The 24,730-nt window shown below is 34.7% G+C and carries 31 protein-coding genes; all 31 read right to left on the bottom strand.

The features are described 5' to 3' along the window. Positions 1-52: 52 nt before the first annotated feature. Entirely contained in the window at positions 53-802 is a 750-nt protein-coding gene (gene map / locus L1S47_RS14965) for a type I methionyl aminopeptidase (RefSeq protein WP_238884311.1), read from the bottom strand. 2 nt (positions 803-804) lie between these two features. Next, positions 805-1,452, bottom strand: coding sequence for an adenylate kinase (locus L1S47_RS14960; RefSeq protein ID WP_202769356.1), 648 nt, complete (start codon positions 1,450-1,452; stop codon positions 805-807). Positions 1,453-1,478: 26 nt separating this feature from the next. After that, positions 1,479-2,759, bottom strand: coding sequence for a preprotein translocase subunit SecY (secY, locus tag L1S47_RS14955; protein ID WP_238884310.1), 1,281 nt, complete (start codon positions 2,757-2,759; stop codon positions 1,479-1,481). Between the two features lie 2 nt (positions 2,760-2,761). Then, positions 2,762-3,202, bottom strand: coding sequence for a 50S ribosomal protein L15 (gene rplO / locus L1S47_RS14950; protein WP_238884309.1), 441 nt, complete (start codon positions 3,200-3,202; stop codon positions 2,762-2,764). 21 nt (positions 3,203-3,223) lie between these two features. Beyond that, positions 3,224-3,403 carry a 50S ribosomal protein L30 gene (gene rpmD / locus L1S47_RS14945; protein WP_202769359.1) on the bottom strand — a complete coding sequence of 60 codons (180 nt, stop codon included), beginning with the start codon at positions 3,401-3,403 and terminating at the stop codon, positions 3,224-3,226. 13 nt (positions 3,404-3,416) lie between these two features. Continuing rightward, positions 3,417-3,914, bottom strand: a complete 498-nt coding sequence (gene rpsE, locus L1S47_RS14940) for a 30S ribosomal protein S5 (protein WP_238884308.1) — start codon at positions 3,912-3,914, stop codon at positions 3,417-3,419. 19 nt (positions 3,915-3,933) lie between these two features. Continuing rightward, entirely contained in the window at positions 3,934-4,293 is a 360-nt protein-coding gene (gene rplR / locus L1S47_RS14935) for a 50S ribosomal protein L18 (protein ID WP_202769361.1), read from the bottom strand. A gap of 19 nt (positions 4,294-4,312) precedes the next feature. Continuing rightward, positions 4,313-4,855, bottom strand: a complete 543-nt coding sequence (gene rplF, locus L1S47_RS14930) for a 50S ribosomal protein L6 (RefSeq protein ID WP_202769362.1) — start codon at positions 4,853-4,855, stop codon at positions 4,313-4,315. 76 nt (positions 4,856-4,931) lie between these two features. Continuing rightward, positions 4,932-5,330: a 30S ribosomal protein S8 gene (gene rpsH, locus L1S47_RS14925; RefSeq protein WP_202769363.1), complete on the bottom strand. Its 399-nt coding sequence runs from the start codon at positions 5,328-5,330 to the stop codon at positions 4,932-4,934. 32 nt (positions 5,331-5,362) lie between these two features. Next, on the bottom strand, positions 5,363-5,548 hold the full coding sequence (locus tag L1S47_RS14920; protein ID WP_202769364.1) for a type Z 30S ribosomal protein S14: 186 nt from the start codon (positions 5,546-5,548) through the stop codon (positions 5,363-5,365). A gap of 15 nt (positions 5,549-5,563) precedes the next feature. Next, entirely contained in the window at positions 5,564-6,106 is a 543-nt protein-coding gene (gene rplE / locus L1S47_RS14915; RefSeq protein ID WP_202769365.1) for a 50S ribosomal protein L5, read from the bottom strand. A 20-nt stretch (positions 6,107-6,126) separates the two neighbouring features. Further along, on the bottom strand, positions 6,127-6,441 hold the full coding sequence (gene rplX / locus L1S47_RS14910) for a 50S ribosomal protein L24 (RefSeq protein WP_238884307.1): 315 nt from the start codon (positions 6,439-6,441) through the stop codon (positions 6,127-6,129). A 20-nt stretch (positions 6,442-6,461) separates the two neighbouring features. Then, entirely contained in the window at positions 6,462-6,830 is a 369-nt protein-coding gene (rplN, locus tag L1S47_RS14905; protein ID WP_202769367.1) for a 50S ribosomal protein L14, read from the bottom strand. Positions 6,831-6,860: 30 nt separating this feature from the next. Beyond that, a complete protein-coding gene (rpsQ, locus tag L1S47_RS14900) occupies positions 6,861-7,115 on the bottom strand; it encodes a 30S ribosomal protein S17 (RefSeq protein WP_202769368.1) in 255 nt (84 codons plus the stop codon). A 29-nt stretch (positions 7,116-7,144) separates the two neighbouring features. Next, positions 7,145-7,357: a 50S ribosomal protein L29 gene (gene rpmC, locus L1S47_RS14895; RefSeq protein WP_202769369.1), complete on the bottom strand. Its 213-nt coding sequence runs from the start codon at positions 7,355-7,357 to the stop codon at positions 7,145-7,147. Continuing rightward, a complete protein-coding gene (gene rplP / locus L1S47_RS14890) occupies positions 7,357-7,791 on the bottom strand; it encodes a 50S ribosomal protein L16 (protein ID WP_202769370.1) in 435 nt (144 codons plus the stop codon). The genes rpmC and rplP overlap by 1 nt, the downstream gene beginning before the upstream one ends. A 20-nt stretch (positions 7,792-7,811) precedes the next feature. Further along, entirely contained in the window at positions 7,812-8,483 is a 672-nt protein-coding gene (gene rpsC, locus L1S47_RS14885; RefSeq protein ID WP_202769371.1) for a 30S ribosomal protein S3, read from the bottom strand. Between the two features lie 18 nt (positions 8,484-8,501). Beyond that, a complete protein-coding gene (gene rplV, locus L1S47_RS14880; protein ID WP_202769372.1) occupies positions 8,502-8,846 on the bottom strand; it encodes a 50S ribosomal protein L22 in 345 nt (114 codons plus the stop codon). 25 nt (positions 8,847-8,871) lie between these two features. Then, the gene (gene rpsS, locus L1S47_RS14875; protein ID WP_202769373.1) at positions 8,872-9,153 is read right to left on the bottom strand and encodes a 30S ribosomal protein S19; all 282 of its coding nucleotides are present in this window, start codon (positions 9,151-9,153) and stop codon (positions 8,872-8,874) included. 67 nt (positions 9,154-9,220) lie between these two features. Beyond that, a complete protein-coding gene (gene rplB / locus L1S47_RS14870; RefSeq protein ID WP_202769374.1) occupies positions 9,221-10,054 on the bottom strand; it encodes a 50S ribosomal protein L2 in 834 nt (277 codons plus the stop codon). Between the two features lie 55 nt (positions 10,055-10,109). Continuing rightward, on the bottom strand, positions 10,110-10,409 hold the full coding sequence (rplW, locus tag L1S47_RS14865) for a 50S ribosomal protein L23 (RefSeq protein ID WP_202769375.1): 300 nt from the start codon (positions 10,407-10,409) through the stop codon (positions 10,110-10,112). Beyond that, entirely contained in the window at positions 10,409-11,029 is a 621-nt protein-coding gene (gene rplD / locus L1S47_RS14860) for a 50S ribosomal protein L4 (RefSeq protein WP_202769376.1), read from the bottom strand. The genes rplW and rplD overlap by 1 nt, the downstream gene beginning before the upstream one ends. 24 nt (positions 11,030-11,053) lie before the next feature. Further along, positions 11,054-11,683: a 50S ribosomal protein L3 gene (rplC, locus tag L1S47_RS14855; protein ID WP_238884306.1), complete on the bottom strand. Its 630-nt coding sequence runs from the start codon at positions 11,681-11,683 to the stop codon at positions 11,054-11,056. A 96-nt stretch (positions 11,684-11,779) separates the two neighbouring features. Further along, positions 11,780-12,088: a 30S ribosomal protein S10 gene (gene rpsJ, locus L1S47_RS14850; RefSeq protein WP_022211980.1), complete on the bottom strand. Its 309-nt coding sequence runs from the start codon at positions 12,086-12,088 to the stop codon at positions 11,780-11,782. Positions 12,089-12,449: 361 nt separating this feature from the next. Beyond that, entirely contained in the window at positions 12,450-13,643 is a 1,194-nt protein-coding gene (tuf, locus tag L1S47_RS14845; RefSeq protein ID WP_238884300.1) for an elongation factor Tu, read from the bottom strand. Positions 13,644-13,684: 41 nt separating this feature from the next. After that, complete coding sequence (gene fusA, locus L1S47_RS14840) at positions 13,685-15,748, bottom strand: elongation factor G (protein WP_238884305.1); 2,064 nt, start codon at positions 15,746-15,748, stop codon at positions 13,685-13,687. 75 nt (positions 15,749-15,823) lie between these two features. Next, positions 15,824-16,294 (bottom strand): 30S ribosomal protein S7, encoded by a 471-nt coding sequence (rpsG, locus tag L1S47_RS14835; RefSeq protein ID WP_202765673.1) that lies wholly within the window; start codon positions 16,292-16,294, stop codon positions 15,824-15,826. 142 nt (positions 16,295-16,436) lie between these two features. Beyond that, positions 16,437-16,817, bottom strand: coding sequence for a 30S ribosomal protein S12 (gene rpsL, locus L1S47_RS14830; protein ID WP_202765674.1), 381 nt, complete (start codon positions 16,815-16,817; stop codon positions 16,437-16,439). Positions 16,818-16,869: 52 nt separating this feature from the next. Further along, entirely contained in the window at positions 16,870-17,106 is a 237-nt protein-coding gene (locus L1S47_RS14825; RefSeq protein WP_202765675.1) for a ribosomal L7Ae/L30e/S12e/Gadd45 family protein, read from the bottom strand. 158 nt (positions 17,107-17,264) lie between these two features. Beyond that, complete coding sequence (gene rpoC, locus L1S47_RS14820) at positions 17,265-20,834, bottom strand: DNA-directed RNA polymerase subunit beta' (protein ID WP_238884304.1); 3,570 nt, start codon at positions 20,832-20,834, stop codon at positions 17,265-17,267. A 22-nt stretch (positions 20,835-20,856) separates the two neighbouring features. After that, positions 20,857-24,561, bottom strand: coding sequence for a DNA-directed RNA polymerase subunit beta (rpoB, locus tag L1S47_RS14815; RefSeq protein WP_238884303.1), 3,705 nt, complete (start codon positions 24,559-24,561; stop codon positions 20,857-20,859). Positions 24,562-24,730 lie beyond the last annotated feature (169 nt).

Genomic DNA, 24,730 nt, shown 5'->3' with positions numbered 1-24,730 from the left:
ACCTACAAGCCATTTTGTGGCAAGTGTGAATTTATAACTAAGCAACACTTAACTATTTAATTAGTGTTAGTATCTCGGGACCATTAGGTAAAATAGCAACAGTATTTTCATAATGAGCTGAATACTTCCCATCAGCTGTCACTACAGTCCAATCATCACTTAAGGTTTTAACTCTCCAAGTTCCAACATTAACCATTGGTTCTATTGCTAATACCATTCCTGATGATAATTTTGGACCTCTTCCAGGTCTTCCGAAATTAGGAACATCCGGATCCTCATGAACACTTTTACCGATTCCATGTCCTACATAATCTCTTACTACTGAAAACCCTGCATCTTCTATATACTTTTGAATTTCGTATGAGATGTCTGTTAATCTATTATCTACAATTGCCTTTTCAATTCCTTTGAAAAAACTTTTTTCGGTAACTTCAATTAGTCTTTCAGCAGTTTCAGATACGTTTCCTACTGGAAAAGTTCTTGCTGCATCACTGTGGAATCCATCTAAGAGAACACCGCAATCTATGCTTACGATATCTCCTTCACTTAACTTTGTGCTTCCTGGTATTCCATGAACTACTTGCTCATTAACAGATATACAGAGTGAAGCTGGAAAACCATATAATCCTTTAAAGGAAGGTTTTGCACCATGCTTAGTTATAAATTCTTCTGCAATTTTATCTAATTCCTCAGTAGTAATACCAGGTTTTATTTTAGTTTCAATTAAATTTAATGTCTCTGCCAATAAGTGTCCTGCTTTTCTCATTAGGTTGATTTCATTATCATTTTTTAAAATAATCATTTTTACTCACTTCCTAATATATCACAGATGCTTTCAAAGACCTCATTAATTGCTTGTGTACCATCTACAACCTCAAGTAATCCCTCTTTCTTATAGAATTCTATAAGTGGTTGAGTTTGGTTTTCATAAACAGTTAATCTTTCTTGAACAGTTTCTTCACTATCATCTTTTCTTTGGATAACATCCGAACCACAAACATCACATTTACCTTTTTCTAAAGGTGGATTGAACTTTATGTGGTAACTTGCTCCACAAGATGGACAAACTCTTCTTCCTGTCATTCTTTCTAAAATAAATTCTCCTGGAACTTGAATTAGTAGTGCTGTGTCTAATACTTCATTTCTTTCTTGTAAGAAATCATGAAGTGATTCAGCTTGAAATACTGTCCTTGGGAATCCATCTAACAGATAACCATTTTGGCAATCTTCTTCTTGCAATCTATCTTTAACCATATTAATAGTTACTTCATCTGGAACTAATTGACCTTTGTCAATATATTTCTTCGCTTCAACACCCAATGGAGTGTTTTCAGAAATGTTTTTTCTGAAAATATCTCCAGTTGAAATGTGTGGTATGGAGTATCTATTACTAATTGACTTTGCCTGTGTCCCTTTTCCTGCACCAGGAGGACCAAATAATACAATTTTCACCGGCATCATCTCCATCCTGTTTTGCTCTATTTTAAAAATCCTTGGTAATGTCTTACTACCAACTGTGATTCTAAGGTTCTCATTACATCTAACGCTACACCAACTAAAATTAATATTGAAGTAGGTCCGAACGCAATCCCTTTAAATTGTGTATTATTTTCAATTACTATAGGTACTATTACTAAAAATGCCGCAAATAATCCACCAAATAAAGATACCCTAGTTAGCATTCTTTCTAGATACTTTTCTGTAGGTTTTCCTGGTCTTATACCTGGAACAAATCCAGCAGACTTATTCATATTTTCAGCCATTTCATCTGGCTTAAATGTTACTTGAGTATAGAACCAAGTAAAGAATATGGTAAGTAAAGCATAAACAACTGCATACATCCAAGTCTTACTATTAAATACACTATATGAACTACTCATTATCCACTTTGCCCACTCCTTATTAGGGAATAATTGTGCAACAGTTTGTGGGAATTGCATTACTGACATAGCAAATATTATTGCTATAACAGCTGATCCTATTAAACTTAATGGTATATGAGTTGATTGTCCTTTGTACATTTTGTTCCCCACAGCTTTACCTGCATATTGAACTGTAACTCTTCTTTCAGCTAGTGATAGGTAAATTACACCTGCCAATAATGCTAAAATAAATGCTACAAGTAATATTACTTGAACTGGGTCAACTTGTTCAGTTTGTTGTAATCTTCCTAATGATGCTACTGTGCTTGGTACTCTTGATACAATGTTTATGAATATTATAAGAGATATTCCGTTTCCGATACCCTTAACAGTTATCTGATCACCTAACCACATACAGAATACTGATCCAACAGTAAGTGTTAATATAATCTGATATATAAGAGCATAGTTAGAATCTTTAATACCACCTTGCTGATTCATAAGTGCCAAAGTACCATATGCTGTAATAAGTCCAAAACCTATTGATGCATATCTAGTTATTTTTTGAATTTTTTTACGACCTTCTTCTCCCTCTTTAGATAATTGTTCTAATGGGGGAATTGCTATAGTAAGTAGTTGCATTATGATTGATGAGTTGATATATGGAACAACTCCAAGTGCTAAGATACTAAATCTACTTAACGCACCACCAGACATCAAATCATAAAAGCTCCACAAACTATTTCCGCTTTGAGTCAAGTTCTTTAGATAGTCTGTATCAATTCCAGGTACAGGAATATGACTTCCTAACCTGTAAATTGCTACAATTAATACTGTCCATAATAATCTTTTTCTCAAATCCGGAACCTTCCAGGCATTACGTAGGGTTGATAGCATAATTAAATCACCTCAACTTTTCCTCCAGCTGCTTCTATCTTCTCTATTGCAGACTTAGAGAATTTACATCCTTTTACAGTTAGGTTCTTTTCTATTTGTCCATTTCCTAATATTTTAACTCCGTCTCTTAATTTGCTTATTACTCTTGTTTCAAGTAATAATTCTGGAGTTACTTCAGTTCCATTCTCAAATATATTTAATCTATCAACGTTTATTGAAACATATTCTTTAGCAAATATATTGGTGAACCCTCTCTTAGGAAGTCTTCTGTATAGTGGCATTTGGCCCCCTTCAAATCCAGGTCTTACTCCACCACCAGATCTAGCGTTTTGTCCTTTTTCACCTTTACCAGCGTTTCTTCCTAATCCTGATCCAGTACCTCTACCGATTCTCTTAGGTGCTTTCTTGCTTCCTTCAGCTGGTTTTAACTCATGAAGTTTCATGCTACTTACACCTCCTTATTTTTAAACTTCTTCAACTTTTAATAAGTAGTCTACTTTGTTTATCATACCTCTGATTTGAGGTGTACTTTCATGTTCTACTGTTTTACCGATTTTCTTTAGTCCAAGGGCATTTGCAGTAGCAATATGGTCTTTCTTTCTACCTATTAAGCTCTTAACTAGTGTAATTTTTACCTTAGCCATCGCACAATCCCTCCTAACCTAGAATCTCTTCAACAGATTTTCCTCTTAATTTAGCAATATCTTCTGCTGTTCTTAAGCTTGCTAATCCGTTGATTGTTGCGTTAACCATGTTTCTTGGATTGTTAGAACCTAATGACTTAGCTCTAACATCTTTTAATCCTGCTAATTCAAGTACAGCTCTTGCTGGACCTCCAGCAATAACTCCTGTACCTTCTGTAGCTGGCATTATTAATACTTTACCAGTACCGAATTTTCCGTATATTTCATGTGGAACTGTTGTTCCAACCATAGCAACGCTAACTAAATTTTTCTTTGCGTCTTCTATTCCTTTTCTGATTGCTTCAGGGATTTCTACTGACTTACCCATTCCTACGCCTACGTGTCCGTTTTCGTCACCGACAACTACTAGTGCGCTGAATCTGAAGTTTCTACCACCCTTAACAACCTTAGTTACTCTGTTTATGAAAACAACCTTTTCTTTAAGGTCTAGTGTGCTAGGATCGATTCTCATTTATTTCCCTCCTTGTTTTTTAGAATTTAAGGCCTGCTTCTCTTGCACCTTCAGCTAATTCTTGAACTCTTCCGTGGTATATGTATCCACCTCTGTCAAATACCACTTCAGTTATTCCTTTTTCAATAGCCTTTTTAGCAACTGAAGTACCAACTATTCTAGCTGCTTCTTTGTTGCTTCCAGTTCCATTGAAGTCCTTATCTAAACTTGAAGCAGCAACAAGAGTTACAGCATTAACATCATCTATAATTTGCGCATATATATTCTTATCACTTCTGAAAACACATAATCTTGGTCTTTCAGGAGTTCCAGATATTTTCTTACGGACTCTTAGGTGACGTTTAGTTTTAGCTTGTTTTCTGTCTACCTTCTTGAACATAAGGGTTCACTCCTTCCTATTATTTCTTACCAGTTTTACCTTCCTTACGTCTGATAACTTCATTAGAGTATTTAATACCTTTACCTTTATATGGCTCTGGTTCTCTCCATGATCTTATATCAGCTGCAACTGCACCAACTTTTTCTTTGTCTATTCCTTCAACTATTACTTTAGTTGTTCCATCTATCTTAAAGTCTACACCTTCAACAGCTTCAACTTCTACTGGATGAGAATATCCAAGATTCATTACTAATTTTTTACCTTGTAATTGTGCTCTATAACCAACACCTACTAATTCTAGAGTTTTTGAGAAACCTTGAGTTACTCCAATAACCATGTTATTAATAAGGGCTCTTGTCAAACCGTGAAGAGCTCTGTGATTTTTTTGATCACTTGGTCTAGTTACAACAATTTCGTTGTTTTCAACTGCTATTTTTATGTCCTTGTGCATAGCTTTTACTAGCTCACCTTTAGGACCTTTTACTGTAACAACGTTGTCTGGTGTTACAGTAATAGTTGCTCCTGCAGGAATAGCTATTGGTAATCTACCTACTCTTGACATAATCGCACCTCCTGTATTCCATTTTAAGAACAATTCTCTATAAAAACTTAATTCTAGTCAATCTCAATTTAAGAAATTACCATACGTAGCAGATAACTTCTCCACCTAATCCTTGGCTTCTAGCTTCTCTATCTACTACTATTCCTTTTGAAGTTGATATTACTGCAACTCCTAATCCGTTAAGTACTTTTGGTACTTCATCTTTTTTACAGTAAACTCTTAATCCTGGTTTAGATATTCTCTTAAGTCCAGTGATTACTCTTTCTTTGTTAGCACCATATTTAAGAGTGATTCTTAACATTGGAACTACACCATCGTTATACTCTTCAATTTGTTTGATATAACCTTCTTGTAATAATATATTAGTTAAAGCCTTCTTTACATTAGAAGAAGGAACCTCTACTGTTTCATGTCTTACAGAGTTTGCATTTCTAATACGAGTTAGCAAATCTGCAATTGGATCTGTCATAACCATTGAATTGTGCCTCCTTTCGCTACATTAGATTATTACCAGCTTGCCTTTTTGCATCCAGGAATTTGACCCTTGTAAGCAAGTTCTCTAAAACAAATTCTGCAGATACCAAATTTTCTTAGCACCGCATGTGGTCTTCCACATATTCTGCATCTAGTATACGCTCTTGTTTTATACTTAGGTTCTTTATTCCACTTTTCTATTATTGCTTTACGTGCCATGATATCCCCTCCTTATTATTGAGCGAATGGCATACCAAGAAATCTTAATAATTCTCTTGCTTCTTCGTCAGTGTTAGCTGTTGTTACGAAGATAATATCCATTCCTCTCACTTTATCAATTTTATCATACTCAATTTCTGGGAATATTAATTGTTCTTTAACTCCTAGAGCATAGTTTCCTCTACCATCAAATGCATTAGCAGAAACACCTCTGAAGTCTCTTACTCTTGGAAGAGCTATTGACATTAATTTGTCAGCAAACTCATACATTTTTGCTCTTCTTAATGTAACCTTACATCCTAAAGGCATGTTTTCTCTTATTTTAAAGTTTGCAACTGATTTCTTTGCTCTTGTTAAGATTGGCTTTTGTCCTGATATTAATGTTAAATCACTAACAGCTGACTCTAAAACCTTTTGGTTTTCTTTAGCCTCTCCAACTCCCATATTTATAACAATTTTTTCAAGCTTTGGTACTTCCATTATATTTTTATAACCGAACTTTTCAATCATCGCTTGAACTACTTCTTTTTCATATTTTTCTTGTAGTCTAGGTATCATTAAAAGAACCTCCTTTCAGATTAGAATGTCTCTCCACACTTCTTACATACTCTTACTTTAGTACCATCATCAAGAAGTTTATTGGATATTCTTGTTGCACTCTTACATTTTGTGCAGTATAGCATAACTTTTGAGCTATATAATGGAGCTTCTTTTTGTACTATACCGCCGTTCATATTTTCTCTATTTGGTTTTTGGTGTTTACTTACTATGTTAACTCCTTTTACGATAACTTTTCCGCTCTTAGGAATTACCTTTAAGACTTCTCCAGTCTTACCCATATCAGTTCCTGATACAACTATAACTGTATCGTTCTTTCTTACGTGTACCTTCACCTTAGCCACCTCCTACTCTCTTATAGAACTTCAGGTGCTAATGATAATATTTTGTTAAATTCTTTATCTCTTAGCTCCCTTGCAACTGGTCCGAAGATACGAGTTCCTCTTGGTTGCTTATCGTCTTTTATTATAACTGCTGCATTTTCATCGAATTTTATATATGATCCGTCGCCTCTTCTTAAACCTCTTTTAGATCTAACTATAACTGCTTTTACAACGTCACCTTTTTTAACAACTCCGCCAGGTGTTGCACTTTTTACTGAAGCAACGATTATATCTCCAATGTTTCCATACTTTCTTTTGGATCCACCTAATACTCTAATACACATTATTTCTTTAGCACCAGAATTATCTCCAACTTTTAGTAAGGTTTGTTGTTGTATCATGTAATTAACCTCCTTTCGTCTTAAAAAAGATTACTTCGCCTTTTCTACTATTTCAACTAGTCTCCAATTCTTATCCTTAGATAATGGTCTAGTTTCCATAATTAATACTCTATCATTTATTTTAGCTTCATTATTTTCATCATGAGCCTTAAATTTTGTAGTTCTGTTTACTGTCTTTCCATAAAGTGGGTGTCTAACCTTTGTTTCAACAGCTACCACAATTGTTTTATCCATTTTATCAGAAACAACTCTGCCGATTCTCTTCTTTCTTAATCCTCTTTCCACTGAGCTTACCTCCTTTCAGCCTTGCGAAATTATTGCTCAATTGCCTTAAGTTCTTCTTCTCTGATGATTGTTTTAATTTGGGCGATTGATTTTTTAACTTCTCTTATCCTCATTGGGTTTTCTAATTGTCCTGTAGCTAATTGGAATCTTAAGTTGAATAATTCAGCCTTAAGGTCATTTAACTTATCTTTTAAATCTTGAGGATTGCTTGATCTTAACTCTATTAACTCTTTAGCCTTCATTATTCTTCACCACCCATTTCCTCAAAATCTCTTCTTGTAACGAACTTTGTCTTTATAGGAAGTTTGTGCTGAGCAAGTCTCATTGCTTCTCTAGCTACTTCTTCTTGAACTCCTGAAAGTTCGAACAATACTCTGCCTGGTTTAACTACTGCTACCCAATATTCTGGTGATCCTTTACCGGAACCCATTCTTGTTTCAGCAGGTTTTTCAGTTACTGGCTTATCTGGGAAAATCTTTATCCAAAGTTTTCCACCTCTTCTAATGTATCTATTGATTGCTATTCTGGCAGACTCAATTTGGTTGCTTGTAATCCATCCGCAAGCTGTTGCTTGAATACCAAAATCTCCGTATGCAAGGAAATTACCTCTAGTAGCTTTACCTTTCATTCTACCACGTTGTACCTTACGATGTTTTACTCTTTTAGGCATTAACATGACGTATTCCTCCTTTCTTATTACGCGTTAGCTTCTTCCTTCACTTCAAGTACTTTTTTAGTTGGAAGAACTTCTCCATTATATACCCATACTTTTACGCCGATCTTTCCATATGTTGTATCTGCTTCAGCAAATCCATAATTAATATCAGCTCTTAATGTTTGTAGTGGGATTGTTCCTTCATGATATTGTTCAGTTCTAGCAATTTCTGCTCCACCTAATCTACCTGAACATGCAGTCTTAACACCTTTAACTCCTGATTTCATAGCTCTTTGAATTGTTTGTTTCATAGCTCTTCTGAAAGATATTCTCTTTTCTAATTGAGCTGCTATGTTTTCAGCCATTAATTGAGCGTCAGCTTCTGCATTTTTAACTTCAACAATGTTTATTAAAACATTTTTTTCTTTTATGAATGCTTCTAATTTCTTCTTTAAAGCCTCAATTCCTGATCCGCCTCTGCCGATTACGACACCTGGCTTAGCAGTGAAAATGTTCAATTTTACTCTGTTAGTATATCTCTCAATTTCAATTTTTGAGATACCAGCTGAGAATAATTCCTTTTTAACGAATTCTCTGATTTGATTATCTTCAACAAGATTATCTGCAAAATCTTTTTTGTTTGCGTACCATTTTGCATCCCAACCTTTGATAACACCAACTCTAAGTCCGTGAGGATGTACTTTTTGACCCACTGTATTTCCCTCCTTCTACTAAGCTCTTTCTTTAACTACTACAGTTATATGGCTTGTTTTTTTGTTTATTCTGAATGCTCTACCTTGAGCATGTGGTCTAAATCTCTTTAATGTTGGTCCTTGACCTACATGAGCCTCTGCAACATATAATTTATTTACATCTAATTCCATGTTGTTTTCAGCATTAGCAACTGCTGATTTAAGTACTTTATTAACAACAACTGCTGCTTCCTTTGGAGTATATTGTAATATTGCGAAAGCTTCATTAACATTTTTTCCACTTATTAAATTAAGAACTATTCCTACCTTCATAGGTGACATTCTTACATACTTAGCTATTGCTTTAGCATTTTTAGCTTCCATTGATGTGATCCTCCTTTCCAGGCAACTACTTTCTCTTTGATGACTTTTCAGTGTCAACGTGTCCTTTATAAGTTCTAGTTAAAGCGAATTCTCCTAATTTATGACCTACCATATCTTCACTAACATATACTGGAACATGCTTTCTTCCATCATGAACAGCGATAGTGTGACCGATCATTTGTGGGAATATAGTTGAGCTTCTTGACCAAGTCTTAACAACTTTCTTCTCACCATTAGTATTCATTTCTTCTATCTTCTTTAAAAGACCTGCATGAATAAAAGGTCCTTTTTTAATTGATCTACTCACTTGAAATCCTCCCTTCATAAACCTTTATGCTTCCAAGTAATGAAGAGAATTAAATATTCTCTTCAAATTACTTGCTGTTTCTTCTCTTGATGATAAATCTATCTGAGTACTTCTTGTGTTTTCTAGTTTTGTATCCAAGTGCTGGTTTACCCCATGGAGTAACTGGACTTGGTCTACCTACTGGAGATCTACCTTCACCACCACCGTGTGGATGGTCATTAGGATTCATTACAGATCCTCTTACAGTTGGTCTCCAACCCATGTGTCTCTTTCTACCTGCTTTACCAAGGTTAACAATGTCATTTGTTAAGTTAGATACAGTTCCTATAGTAGCTCTGCATTCTATTCTAACATATCTCATTTCACCTGAAGGTAATCTTAATGTAGCATAGTTGCCTTCTTTAGCCATTAATTGTGCTGAAGAACCAGCAGCTCTAACTAATTGAGCACCTTTACCAATTTGTAATTCAACATTATGAACAATAGTACCTACTGGTATATTCTTTAATGGAAGTGTATTACCAGGCTTAATATCAGCTTCTGGTCCTGATACTATAACGTCACCAACTTTTAAACCAACTGGTGCGATTATGTATCTCTTATCTCCATCCGCATATACTACTAATGATATATAAGCTGATCTATTTGGATCGTACTCAATTGTAGCAACTTTTGCTGGAACACCATCTTTATTTCTTTTGAAATCTATAATTCTATATTTTCTTTTAGCACCACCACCGTGATGTCTTACAGTTATTTTTCCTTGTGCATTTCTACCACCAGTCTTACTTAAAGAAACAAGAAGTGATTTTTCTGGAACATTTGTAGTGATTTCTTCAAATGTTGGCATTGTCATTTCTCTTCTTGATGGGGTAGTAGGATTAAACTTTTTAACTGCCATCTAAATTTCCCTCCTTACTCTAGCTTCTCTGGCATACCGCCAATAATACGCTTTATTATTGCATCATTCCTTCAAAGAATTCAATTCCTTTACTGTCAGCTGCAAGTTTTACTATAGCTTTCTTGAAGTCAGCTCTTTTACCAATGTGAACGCCAACTCTCTTTGTTTTTCCTTCAACGTTCATAGTTTTAACATCTTCAACTTTAACGCCGAAAACTTCTTCAATAGCTCTCTTTATTTGAACTTTGTTTGCTGTTGGATGAACTATGAAGGTGTATTTTCTATCTGCCATTTCTGCCATACTCTTTTCAGTAATGATTGGCTTTCTTATTATATCATGGCTAGTTAATTTCATTATGCGTACACCTCCTCAATTTTAGATACAGCATCCTTAGTGATAACTAATTTTTCAAACTTTAATATATCATAAACGTTTATGTTATTAACTGGAATAACTGATACGCCTTGAATATTTCTAGCTGATTTATATACATTTTCATTAGATTCTGCTGTAACTATTAGAGTTTTCTTTGCTTCTAATGCATTTAATAAGTTAACCATAGTTTTAGTCTTTGGAGCTTCAAAAGCTAAATCTTCTAAAACTAATAATTGGTTATCAACAACTTTACTTGATAGAGCTGATTTCATAGCAACTCTTCTCATTGTTTTTGGAACTGAAACTCTGTAGTCTCTTGGCTTTGGTGCAAAAACTATACCACCATGTATCCATTGTGGTGCTCTTATAGAACCTTGTCTTGCTCTACCAGTTCCTTTTTGTCTCCAAGGCTTAATTCCGCCTCCTCTTACTTCAGCTCTTGTTTTAGCTGATTGAGTTCCTTGTCTTTTATTTGCTAATAATGCAACAACAACTTGGTGCATTGCATATTGATTAACTTCAACTCCGAACACATTTTCATTTAGTTGAAAATCTCCAACTTTTTGACCTTCTTTATTAAATAATCCTACTGTAGGCATCCTGTTTCCTCCTTTCTACCGAAATTAAGCTTTAACAGCGTTTCTTATAACAACTGTTCCTTTATTTGGACCAGGGATACCACCCTTTATTAATAGCAAGTTCTTTTCAGGCATTATCTTAACTACTTCTAAATTTAATACTGTTGTATTAACAGCTCCCATATGTCCTGGCATTCTCTTGTTTTTGAATGTTCTTGATGGATCTGAAGATGCTCCCATAGAACCAACTGCTCTGTGGAACTTAGAACCGTGGGACATTGGTCCTCTGCTTGCATTCCATCTCTTTATAGTACCTTGGAATCCCTTACCTTTAGAAACTCCTGATACGTCTACTTTTTCTCCAACTTCGAATATGTCAACCTTAATTTCTTGGCCAACTTCATATTCACTAGCGTTTTCTAATTTGAACTCTTTTAAAGTTCTCTTAAGAGCAACGTTAGCTTTTGCGAAGTGTCCTTTTCTTGGCTTATTAACTAACTTTTCTCTTATATCTCCAAATCCAACTTGTAGTGCTTCATACCCATCTTTTTCTGTAGTCTTTTTTTGAACAACTACACATGGACCTGCTTCTACAACTGTAACTGGAACTACTTTTCCATTAGCATCGAAAATCTGAGTCATTCCTATCTTCTTTCCGATAATTGCTTTTTTCATTTACTACACCTCCTAAACATATTAGCGGATTACTTCATGGTAATCATAACAGTTTCTTAATTAAACTACGCATTTTTTGTCCTACATAGCTTGATATTATAATTTGATTTCAATATCAACACCTGCTGGAAGATTTAATCTCATTAATGCATCAACAGTTTTTGGTGATGGATTAACTATATCAATCAATCTTTTGTGAGTTCTTATTTCGAACTGTTCTCTAGAATCTTTGTACTTGTGAACAGCTCTTAATATTGTAACTACATCTTTTTCAGTTGGTAGTGGAATTGGACCAGCCACCTTTGCTCCTGTTGACTTTGCAGTTTCAACTATCTTCTCAGCTGATTGATCTAATATTGTGTGATCAAATGCTTTTAGTCTGATTCTGATTTTTTGTTTTGACATTTTATTCCCTCCTTTTCATGTACGCTTTACTTCTAACGCACACCAGTAATGTAAACTGCTCCGGGTGTATCCACCTTTCAAACACAAAATACATCACTGTCGTTGAATTCTAGATCCAAACGTGCTCAACAAGAATTACCCGGAAGTCCGGCAACCTCTCGCATCATCGCTGTATGCTATGCAACTTCTTTATTATACTATATAAGATTTCACTAAGCAATAATTTTTTTAGTGTATTTTTCATTTTTTTTAACTATTTCTACAGTCTCTACAATTATATTATATCTTATCCTAAAATGTAAATAAAAAAAGAAGTAACAAGGCGTCCCTTGCTACTTCTTCAATATTATCTTAGTTGAAACTATTTAACTATAGTAGTAACAACTCCAGAACCTACAGTTCTTCCACCTTCTCTGATTGCGAATCTTAATCCTTCATTCATTGCGATTTCAGTGATTAATTCAACATTCATGTCGATGTGATCTCCTGGCATTACCATTTCCATTCCGTCTGGTAATTTGATTGATCCTGTTACGTCTGTTGTTCTGAAATAGAATTGTGGTCTATATCCATCGAAGAATGGAGTATGTCTTCCGCCTTCTTCTTTCTTTAATACGTAAACTTGACCTACGAATGCTTTATGTGGGTTTACTGATCCACTTTTAGCTAAAACTTGACCTCTTTCGATATCAGTTCTTTGAACACCTCTTAATAATGCTCCGATGTTATCTCCAGCTTGTGCTTCGTCTAGTAACTTTCTGAACATTTCTATTCCTGTTACTACTGTCTTTCTTCTTTCTTCACTTAATCCAACTACTTCTACTTCGTCTCCTACATGAAGAATTCCACTTTCAACTCTTCCAGTTGCAACTGTTCCTCTACCAGTGATTGTGAATACATCTTCTACTGGCATTAAGAATGGCTTATCTGTTGCTCTTTCTGGTGTTGGAATGTAGCTATCTACTGCATCCATTAAGTCTAAGATTGGTTGAATCTTAGCTTCATCAGTTGGGTTTTCTAATGCTTGTAATGCTGATCCTTTAACTATTGGAATATCATCTCCTGGGAAGTTGTATTCGCTTAATAGTTCTCTTACTTCCATTTCTACTAATTCAAGTAATTCTTCGTCATCTACCATATCTGCTTTGTTTAAGAATACTACGATATAGTCAACTCCTACTCTTGATGCTAGTAGTATATGTTCTCTTGTTTGAGGCATTGGACCATCTGCTGCTGATACAACTAAGATAGCTCCATCCATTTGTGCTGCTCCTGTTATCATGTTCTTAACATAGTCAGCATGTCCTGGACAGTCAACGTGTGCGTAGTGTCTGTTTTCTGTTTCATACTCTACGTGTGCTGTGTTGATTGTAATTCCTCTTTCTTTTTCCTCTGGTGCTTTATCTATATCTGCATAGTTGAATGCTTCTGCAAATCCCTTGTTTGCTAATACTGTTGTGATTGCTGCTGTTAATGTTGTCTTACCGTGGTCTACGTGACCTATTGTTCCAATGTTAACGTGTGGTTTGTTTCTTTCAAATTTTGCCTTTGACATTGTTTGATTCCTCCCTTATAACTTTAAAATGTTATATTAAATTAAGCTTTTTTTCCTACAACTTGTTCTTGAATACTCTTTGGCATTTCTTCATAGTGATCGAATACCATTGAATATACACCTCTACCTTGAGTTCTTGATCTCAATGTAGTTGCGTATCCAAACATTTCTGCTAGTGGAACGAATGCTCTTATTACTTGAGCTCCGTTTAAAGCTTCCATACCTTCAATTCTTCCTCTTCTAGAGTTAAGGTCACCCATAACATCTCCCATGTACTCTTCTGGCATAGTAACTTCAACCTTCATTGTAGGTTCAAGTAATACTGGGTTTGCTTTAGCCATAGCATTCTTAAATGCCATAGATCCAGCAATCTTAAATGCCATTTCAGATGAGTCAACTTCATGGTAAGATCCATGAACTAATTTAACCTTAAAGTTAATAACTGGATATCCAGCTAAAATACCATTCTTAGAAGCTTCTTGAATACCATTATCGATAGCTGGAATATATTCTCTTGGAATAGCTCCTCCAACTACAGCATTTTCAAATGCATATTCTCCTTCTGTTGGTTCCATTTCAATAATACAGTGACCGTATTGTCCTTTACCACCTGATTGCTTAGCATACTTAGCTTCTGCTTTAACAGCAGCTCTAATAGTTTCTTTGTAAGCAACTTGTGGAGCACCTACGTTACACTCTACTTTGAATTCTCTTGTAAGTCTATCAACTATAATTTCAAGGTGTAATTCACCCATACCAGCTATAATTGTTTGACCTGTTTCAGTATCAGTCCAAGTTTTGAATGATGGATCTTCTTCAGCTAACTTAGCTAATGCTATTCCCATCTTTTCTTGGCTAGCTTTAGTTTTTGGCTCAATAGCTACTCTGATAACTGGTTCTGGGAATTCCATAGATTCAAGAACGATTGGAGTATCTTCATCACATAAAGTATCACCAGTAGTAGTGTTCTTTAATCCGATTACTGCTCCTAATTCTCCTGCTTCTAATTCTTCAACTTCTTCTCTAGTATTAGCATGCATTTTAACAAGTCTTCCGATTCTTTCTTTCTTACCCTTTGTTGAGTTAAGAACATAAGAACCACTATGCATTACTCCAGAGTATATTCTTGTGAATGCTAATTTACCAACGAATGGGTCAGTAGCAATTTTGAATGCTAATGCTGACATTGGTACATCATCAGCTGCTTCTCTTGAATCTTCTTTTCCATCTAAAGTTGTTCCTTGAACAGCTGGAATATCTAATGGTGATGGTAAGAAATCAACAACACCATCAATCATTTGTTGTACTCCTTTGTTCTTATATGAAGAACCACAAATACATGGTACTATTTCATTACCAATTGTAGCTTTTCTTAAAGCACTCTTTAACTCTTCTTCAGTTATTTCTTCACCATCAAGGTATTTCATCATTAACTCTTCATCAGTTTCAGCAATTGCTTCAATCATTGCAGCTCTGTATTCTTCTGCTTGATCAACTAAATCAGCTGGAATATCTTCTTCTCTTACGTCTTTACCTAAATCATCATAGTATATTTCAGCCTTATTCTTTATAAGATCGATAATACCTTTGAATTGATCTTCAGCTCCAACTGGAATTTGTATTGGAACTGCATTAGCTTTTAATCTATCTCTTACAGTGTTAACACATCTGAAGAAATCTGCTCCAGTAGCATCCATTTTATTTACATAGATCATTCTTGGAACACCGTATTTATCTGCCTGTCTCCATACTGTTTCAGTTTGAGGTTCAACCCCTGATTTTGCATCTAGAACTGTAACAGCACCATCAAGTACTCTTAATGATCTTTCAACTTCGATTGTGAAATCTACGTGTCCTGGTGTATCTATTATATTTAATTCATGTTCTTTCCATACACATGTTGTTGCAGCAGAAGTAATTGTTATACCTCTTTCTTGTTCTTGAACCATCCAGTCCATTGTAGCTGCGCCTTCATGAACTTCTCCTATTTTATGACTTCTTCCAGTATAGAATAATATACGCTCAGTAGTTGTAGTCTTACCAGCATCTATATGAGCCATTATTCCAAAGTTACGGAATTTCTCTAAAGGATATTTTCTAGCCATGAAATATTTCCTCCTCTCGAATATATAATTAAATTTAACAAAACTGTTTTGGCCTTCGCCAAAACAGTTTTAAGATTAGTATCTGTAATGAGCAAATGCTTTATTAGCTTCAGCCATTTTATGAGTATCTTCTCTCTTCTTAACAGCTGCTCCAGTATTGTTAGATGCATCAATTAATTCTGCAGCTAACTTTTCTCTCATATACTTTTCGCTTCTTTTTCTTACAGCAGTAAGTATCCATCTGATTCCTAGAGTCTGTCTTCTTTCAGGTCTAACTTCTATCGGTACTTGATAGTTAGCTCCACCTATTCTTCTTGCTTTTACTTCTAACAATGGCATTACATTGTTCATTGCTGCCTCAAATACTTCCATTGCTTCTTTTCCTGTTTTTTGTTCAATAATTTCAAATGCTCCGTAGCATATTTTTTGAGCTACACCTTTTTTACCATCTTCCATGATACTGTTTATAAATTTAGTAACAACTTTTGAATTGTACACTGGATCTGGTAATACATCTCTTTTAGCTATATGTCCTTTTCTTGGCACTTTTCTTCCCTCCTTAACAATTTAGTTTAAGTTCACTGGTACTCGACAGTGTTTGTCGCAAAGTGCTCTGGCTTCCGCAATCTATATAAAACATAATTATCTATCTATGTAAACGCTGAAGACATTGCACTAAATTAGCAAACTACTTTGCTGCCTTTGGTCTCTTTGCACCATATTTTGATCTGGATTGCATTCTGTTTGCAACTCCAGCACAGTCAAGAGCTCCTCTAACGATGTGGTATCTTACACCGGGAAGGTCCTTAACTCTTCCACCTCTTATAAGAACAACACTGTGTTCTTGTAAGTTGTGACCTACTCCACCGATATAAGCAGTTACTTCGTAACCGTTAGTTAATCTAACTCTTGCTATTTTTCTTAAAGCTGAGTTTGGTTTCTTTGGAGTTGTAGTTTTAACAACAGTACATACCCCTCTTTTTTGTGGATTTTCTTTTAGTGCTGGTGCAGTTGATTTAGCTGCTATTGTCTTTCTGCCTTTTCTAACTAATTGGCTAATAGTTGGCATGTTTTCACCTCCTGATTTTCTATTATCTATTTTAATTTAGATATTAGCTCTTTTATAGTATTAGAGTTGCCGATGATCCAACTTCTATACTACACATTTTGCCTAATTCCCTCATGGTGTCAATATATACTACTTTTATGCTTTTACCTTCAGCTAACTCCACTAAAGGAGAAATTAGCCTTTCGTCTGCATCTTTAGCTACATATAATTCAATGCCTTGACCATTTTTAATAGCCTTCGTACATTGTTTAATACCAATAAGCTTTTTACCTACCAGTCTGTCTATCATGAGATACCCCCTAATTACACAGAACATGGGCAAAGTTCATTTAAAACTTTGCCTCATATAATCATGTAGACAAATGCATACTAAAGTGTAGCTTTGCAAATCACACAAAGATTATTTTATCATCTAAGCATACACATGTCAATAATATTGATTTGTTATTACTCAATAGAATTCACGATAGAATTTTCATCAAAATTCTCTAAAGTATCGTCTACTCCAACCTCTGATAGGTTATCTTCAGTGTTAAGTTTTACAGTTCTGTATCTTAACATACCTGTACCAGCTGGAATCAACTTACCAATGATGACATTTTCTTTCAATCCTAGCAATGGATCAATCTTTCCTTTTATTGCTGCATCTGTAAGAACTCTTGTAGTTTCTTGGAATGATGCTGCTGAAAGGAAGCTATCTGTTGCAAGAGCTGCTTTTGTAATTCCTAGAAGCACTTGTTCACCTTGTGCAACTTCTCCACCAAAAGCAGTTACTCTTTGGTTTTCTTCAGCAAAGTCAAACATATCTATCATTGTTCCTGGAAGTAGATCAGTATCACCAGACTCAGAAATTTTAATCTTTCTAGTCATTTGTCTTATTACTACTTCAAGATGCTTATCATTAATATCAACACCTTGTAGTCTATAAACTTTTTGAACTTCAGAAAGAAGATATTGTCTTGCTCCATCGACACCTTTAATTCCCATTATATCATGAGGATTAACTGAACCTTCGGTTATTTCATCTCCTGCTACTATTATGTCTCCATCGTTCACTTTTATTCTTGAACCGAATGGTATATCATAACTTTTTTCTTCGCCTTCATTTGAAATAACATTAACAATTCTCTTTTTCTTTGTTTCTTCAATGCTTACAGTACCAGGAATTTCACTTACTATAGCTAATCCCTTAGGTTTTCTTGCTTCAAACAATTCTTCTACTCTAGGAAGACCTTGAGTTATATCTGCTCCAGCAACTCCCCCTGTATGGAATGTTCTCATTGTAAGCTGTGTACCTGGTTCACCTATTGACTGAGCTGCTATTATTCCAACAGCCTCACCAATATTAATTTTTTGTCCTGTTGCCATGTTCATACCATAACATTTAGCACAAACACCAATCTTCGCCTTACATGTGAATACAGATCTTATTTTAACCTTTTTAACTCCAGCTTTAACTATCTTTTCAGCTAAGTAAGTATCCATATAAGTGTCTCTTGGTATTATAGTCTCTCCTGTTTCTGGATGAACTATATCTTCAGCATTATATCTTCCTGTTAATCTTTCTTTTAATGGTTCAATAACTTCATTTCCTTCTTTAATATCACTTACAACAATACCATCAGTTGCACCACAATCTTCACTTCTTACTATAACATCTTGTGATACATCAACCAATCTTCTAGTTAGGTATCCAGAATCGGCTGTCTTTAACGCTGTATCCGCATTACCTTTTCTAGCTCCGTGTGTTGATATAAAGTATTCTAATATATCAAGACCTTCTCTAAATGATGCTCTGATAGGTTGCTCAATGATTTTACCAGAAGGGTTTGCCATAAGTCCTCTCATACCAGCAAGCTGCTTAATTTGAGACTTAGAACCTCTGGCTCCTGAGTCTGCCATCATGAATATTGGATTAAATCTATCCATACTATCCATAAGTGCATTCGCAACTTCTTCTGTTGTATCAGTCCACTTTTGAATTACTCTGTCATATCTTTCTTCTTCTGAAATAAGACCTCTTCTAAACATCTTTTCAATCTTATCTACAGTTTCATCAGTTTCTTTAAGTAATTCATACTTTCTATCAGGTACTATCATATCAGATGCTGCTATAGTTATAGCTCCAATTGATGAATAGTGATATCCTGTAGCTTTTATATTATCTAGCATTATTGAAGTTTTTATAGGTCCATGTTTTACATAACACTTATCTATTATTCCACCTAATGTTTTCTTAGTTACTAGGAAATCTACTTCTAAATTAAGCATCTCATCTTCTTTAGTTCTATCAACATATCCTAAATCTTGTGGAATTGATTCATTAAATATAATCTTTCCAACTGTTGTTTTAATAATTCCAGTCTTAACTACACCATCAATAGTTTTAGAAACTTTAACATTGATTTTAGCATGAATATTAATTTCTTTTAGTGAATAAGCCATTAAAACTTCATCTACTGAAGAGAAGTAAGAACCTTCTCCCTTAACTCCATCCTTATCAACTGTTAAGTAATATGAACCTAATACCATATCTTGTGTTGGAACTGAAACTGGCTTTCCATCAGATGGTTTAAGTATATTTCCTGCTGCAAGCATTAAGAATCTTGCTTCTGCTTGAGCCTCTACCGATAAAGGAACGTGTACAGCCATTTGGTCTCCATCAAAGTCAGCATTATATGCTGTACATACTAATGGATGTAACTTAATAGCTCTTCCTTCAACAAGTACTGGTTGGAATGCTTGAATTCCAAGTCTATGAAGAGTAGGTGCACGGTTAAGTAATACTGGATGATCCATAATAACTTCTTCAAGAACATCCCAAACTTGTGGACTAACTCTTTCAACCATTCTTTTTGCAGCTTTAATGTTATGTGCTACTCCATCTTGAACAAGCTTTTTCATCACGAATGGTTTGAATAATTCTAATGCCATTTCTTTTGGAAGACCACATTGATACATCTTTAATTCAGGTCCTACAACAATAACTGATCTACCTGAATAGTCAACTCTCTTACCTAGTAAGTTTTGTCTGAATCTTCCTTGTTTTCCTTTAAGCATATCTGATAATGATTTAAGTGGTCTGTTTCCTGGTCCAGTTACAGGTCTTCCTCTTCTTCCATTATCTATCAATGCATCAACTGCTTCTTGAAGCATTCTTTTTTCATTTCTAACAATGATGTCTGGAGCTCCAAGATCAAGCAACTTTTTAAGTCTATTATTTCTGTTAATAACTCTTCTATATAAGTCATTCAAATCAGAAGTTGCAAATCTTCCACCATCTAATTGAACCATTGGTCTTAAATCTGGTGGTATTACTGGTATTACATCAATTATCATCCATTCAGGATTGTTTCCTGATTTTCTGAATGATTCAACCACTTCTAATCTTCTTATAATTCTAATTTTCTTTTGCCCTGTACTTTGTTTTAGTTCTTCTTTTAATTCAACAGAACCTTTTTCTAAATCAATTTCTGCAAGTAATTGCTTAATTGATTCAGCTCCCATTCCAGCATTGAAACTTTCTTCTCCATATTTATCACAAGCTTCTCTATATTCTTTTTCATTCAATAGTTGCTTTTTTAATAATGGAGTTTCTTTTGGATCAATTACAACATAAGAAGCAAAATATAATATTTTTTCAAGTGCTCTTGGTGACATATCTAATATTAATCCCATTCTAGATGGAATACCTTTGAAGTACCAAATATGAGATACTGGGGCTGCTAATTCTATGTGCCCCATTCTCTCTCTTCTAACTTTTGCTTTTGTTACTTCAACACCACATCTGTCACAAACAATTCCCTTATATCTTACTCTCTTATATTTTCCACAGTGGCATTCCCAGTCTTTTATTGGTCCAAATATCCTTTCGCAGAATAGACCATCTCTTTCTGGTTTTAAAGTTCTATAATTTATAGTTTCTGGTTTTTTAACTTCGCCTCTAGACCATTCTCTTATTTGTTCTGGTGATGCTAAGCCAATTTGCAAAGCATCAAAATTATTTAATTCGATCAAGGGTTTATCCTCCCTTCATAAATTAGTGTTCATCATTAAAATCATCAAGTTCTAAATCTTCTTGGAATTCTTCTAACTGAAAAGAATCGTAATCTAATTCTTCTTCTAATTCTTCATCAGTAGTTAAGTAACTGTCATCTCCCTCTGGTGCTGGTGGAACAATGTCTTCATTACCTTCTATATTTACATCTAATTCAGCAGTTTCATCATCTTCACCAAGTTCTTTTAGCTTAACTTCTTGGTTTTCATCATTAAGCACTTTAACATCTAAGCATAAAGCTTGAAGTTCCTTTATAAGAACCTTAAATGATTCTGGTACTCCTGGTTCAGGTATGTTTTCACCCTTAACAATAGCTTCGTAAGTTTTAACTCTACCTACAACATCATCAGATTTTACAGTTAATATTTCTTGAAGTGTGTGTGCAGCTCCATATGCTTCTAGAGCCCAAACTTCCATTTCTCCGAATCTTTGACCACCAAATTGAGCTTTACCTCCAAGTGGTTGTTGAGTTACTAATGAATATGGTCCAGTACTTCTAGCATGAATCTTATCATCAACTAAATGGGCAAGTTTTAAAATATACATTATCCCAACAGTAACTTCATTATCAAAAGGCTCTCCAGTTCTACCATCATATAAAACTGTTTTACCATTAGCATTATATCCTGCTTGTTCTAGACATTCTTCAATATCTTTTTCTGTAGCTCCATCAAATACTGGAGTAGCTATATGCCATCCAAGTTTGCTTGCAGCCCAACCCAAGTGAACTTCCAACACCTGACCAATGTTCATACGTGAAGGAACTCCTAGTGGATTTAAACAGATTTGAAGTGGTCTTCCATCTGGTAGGAAAGGCATATCTTCTTCAGGTAATACTCTTGAGACAACCCCTTTGTTACCATGACGTCCAGCCATCTTATCTCCTACAGATATTTTTCTCTTTTGAGCTATATAGCATCTTACTAGTTCATTTACTCCTGGAGTAAGTTCATCTCCATTTTCTCTAGTAAATACTTTTACATCTACAATTATACCAGCTTCTCCGTGAGGAACTCTTAAAGAAGTATCTCTTACTTCTCTAGCTTTTTCACCAAAGATTGCTCTTAATAATCTTTCTTCTGCAGTTAATTCAGTTTCTCCCTTTGGAGTAACTTTTCCAACTAGAATATCTCCTGATCTAACTTCAGCACCTATTCTGATGATTCCTCTTTCGTCTAAATCTCTAATTGCATCTTCACCAACATTAGGTATATCTCTTGTGATTTCTTCTGGTCCTAATTTAGTATCTCTAGCTTCACATTCATATTCTTCTATATGAATCGAAGTAAATACATCTTCTCTTACCAATTCTTCAGATATTAGCATAGCATCCTCATAGTTATAACCTTCCCATGTTATGAATCCCATTCTAATATTCTTTCCTAAAGCAATTTCTCCTAAATCAGTAGAAGGTCCATCAGCTAATACAGTTCCTTCTGCTACTACTTCTCCTTTAGAAACAATTGGTCTCTGATTTATACATGTACCTTGGTTACTTCTTTTAAACTTAAGTAGTCTGTATATATCAGTTCCACCATCAGAATCTCTCTTAACTCTAATTTCATTACCACTAACATAAGATACTACCCCTGCTTTTCTAGCCTTAGGTAATACACCTAAGTCAACTGCAGCTTTATATTCTATGCCTGTTCCTACAATAGGAGCTTGTGGTTTTAATAGTGGTACAGCTTGACGTTGCATGTTTGAACCCATCAGTGCTCTAGATGCATCATCGTTCTCTAAGAATGGTATCATAGCTGTTGCTACAGATACTATTTGTCTTGGAGATACATCCATCAAGTCAACATCTTCTCTTGGAATAACAAGTACGTCTTCTAAATATCTAACAGTAACTCTTGAATCAACAAAACGTCTTTCTTCATCTAATGGTTCATTAGCTTGAGCAACATAGTATTGATCTTCTACATCAGCTGTAAAATATTTAACGTCTTTTTCAATTATTCCTGTTTCTTTATCTATAACTCTATATGGAGTTTCTATAAATCCATACTCATTAACCCTAGCATAAGTTGCTAGAGAGTTTATTAATCCTATATTTGGTCCTTCTGGTGTTTCTATAGGACACATTCTTCCATAATGTGAATGGTGAACGTCTCTTACTTCAAAACCAGCTCTTTCTCTTGAAAGACCTCCTGGTCCAAGAGCAGATAACCTTCTTTTATGTGTTAATTCAGATAATGGATTGATTTGATCCATGAACTGTGAAAGTTGTGAACTACCGAAGAATTCCTTGATAGCTGCAGCAACTGGTCTTATGTTAATTAACACCTGCGGAGTGATTCCTTCTTGGTCTTGAATAGTCATTCTTTCTTTAACTACTCTTTCCATTCTAGATAAACCAATTCTAAATTGATTTTGTAAAAGTTCACCTACGCTTCTAACTCTTCTATTACCTAAATGATCTATATCATCCACATAACCTATACCATAAGCTAAGCCTATTTCATAACTTATTGTTGCATACATATCATCTCTGATTATATGTTTTGGTATAAGTCTAGTAATATTCTTTTTGATTGCATCCTTTATTTCTTCTTCATCCGAATAGGTTTCAAGGATTTCTTTTAATGTTGGATAGTGAACAAATTCTCTAATATTTAATTCTTCTGGATCAAAGCTCACATGTTTACTTAGATCAACAAAATGATTACCTATTACTCTGATAACTCTGTCATCAACTAATACATCAACAGAATTTATTCCTATATTTTGAATCTCTTCTGCCATTTTTCTCGTGATTTTTTGTCCTTTTTCTACAAGAACTTCTCCTGTTTCAGGATTCACGATATCTAAAGCTGCTATTTGATTAACAATTCTAAGATTTATGGCTAATTTTTTATTAAACTTATATCTTCCAACTCTTGATAAATCATATCTCTTTGCATCAAAGAAAAGAGAGTCTATAAGAGATACTGCACTATCAACTGTTGGTGGTTCACCAGGTCTTAATCTCTTATATATTTCTAATAGAGCTTCTTCTTTTGTTTTAGTATTATCTTTTTCTATTGTTGCTTTAAATCTTTCTTCTTCTCCGAAATACTCTAAAAGTTCACCATCAGTTCCAAATCCCATTGCTCTAGCAAGTATTGTGATTGGAAGCTTTCTAGTCTTATCAATCCTTACATATATTACATCATTAGAATCAGTTTCATATTCTAACCATGCACCTCTGTTTGGTATAACAGTTGAAGAAAAAAGTTTTTTACCACTTTTATCTCTTGCAACACTATAATAAACTCCTGGAGATCTAACCAATTGGCTAACTATAACTCTTTCAGCACCGTTTATTATAAAAGTACCTTGCTCAGTCATTAATGGGAAATCTCCCATGAAAACCTCTTGCTCTTTAATTTCTCCTGTTTCCTTGTTCTGTAGTCTTACTGATACTTTTAAAGGCGCTGCATAAGTCGCATCTCTCTCTTTGCACTCTTCTACAGAGTACTTGATATTTTCCTTATCTAAATTGAAGTCAGTAAATTCTAAAACTAAGTTACCTGTAAAGTTCGTTATTGGGTTTACATCTTCAAAAACCTCATAAAGACCTTCTTTTAGGAACCAGTTATAAGAATCTAATTGTACCTCAATTAGATTTGGCATGTCAGTAACTTCTTTAACTGTAGCGAAGCTCATTCTAGTTCTTTTTCCCACTTGGACAGGATGTACCATCAACTTTCACCCCTTGTTTAAACTAAAATAACCAAAAGTACGTACTTCCCCCTTTGAGGAAAGCCACTTTCGGGTAATGTCATCATTTTAGTATAACCATTTTCTTCAATTATTATACGGTTATCCTAAAATTATATATACTAATCCATATTGAATAGTACATTAAATG

Origin of the sequence: Clostridium sp. YIM B02551 (genome assembly GCF_022324735.1) — a bacterium.
GTDB classification, from domain to species: Bacteria; Bacillota; Clostridia; order Clostridiales; family Clostridiaceae; genus Clostridium_T; species Clostridium_T paridis.
The sequence above is the reverse complement of the archived record's forward strand: the minus strand, read 5'-3'. Positions and strand labels throughout refer to the sequence as shown.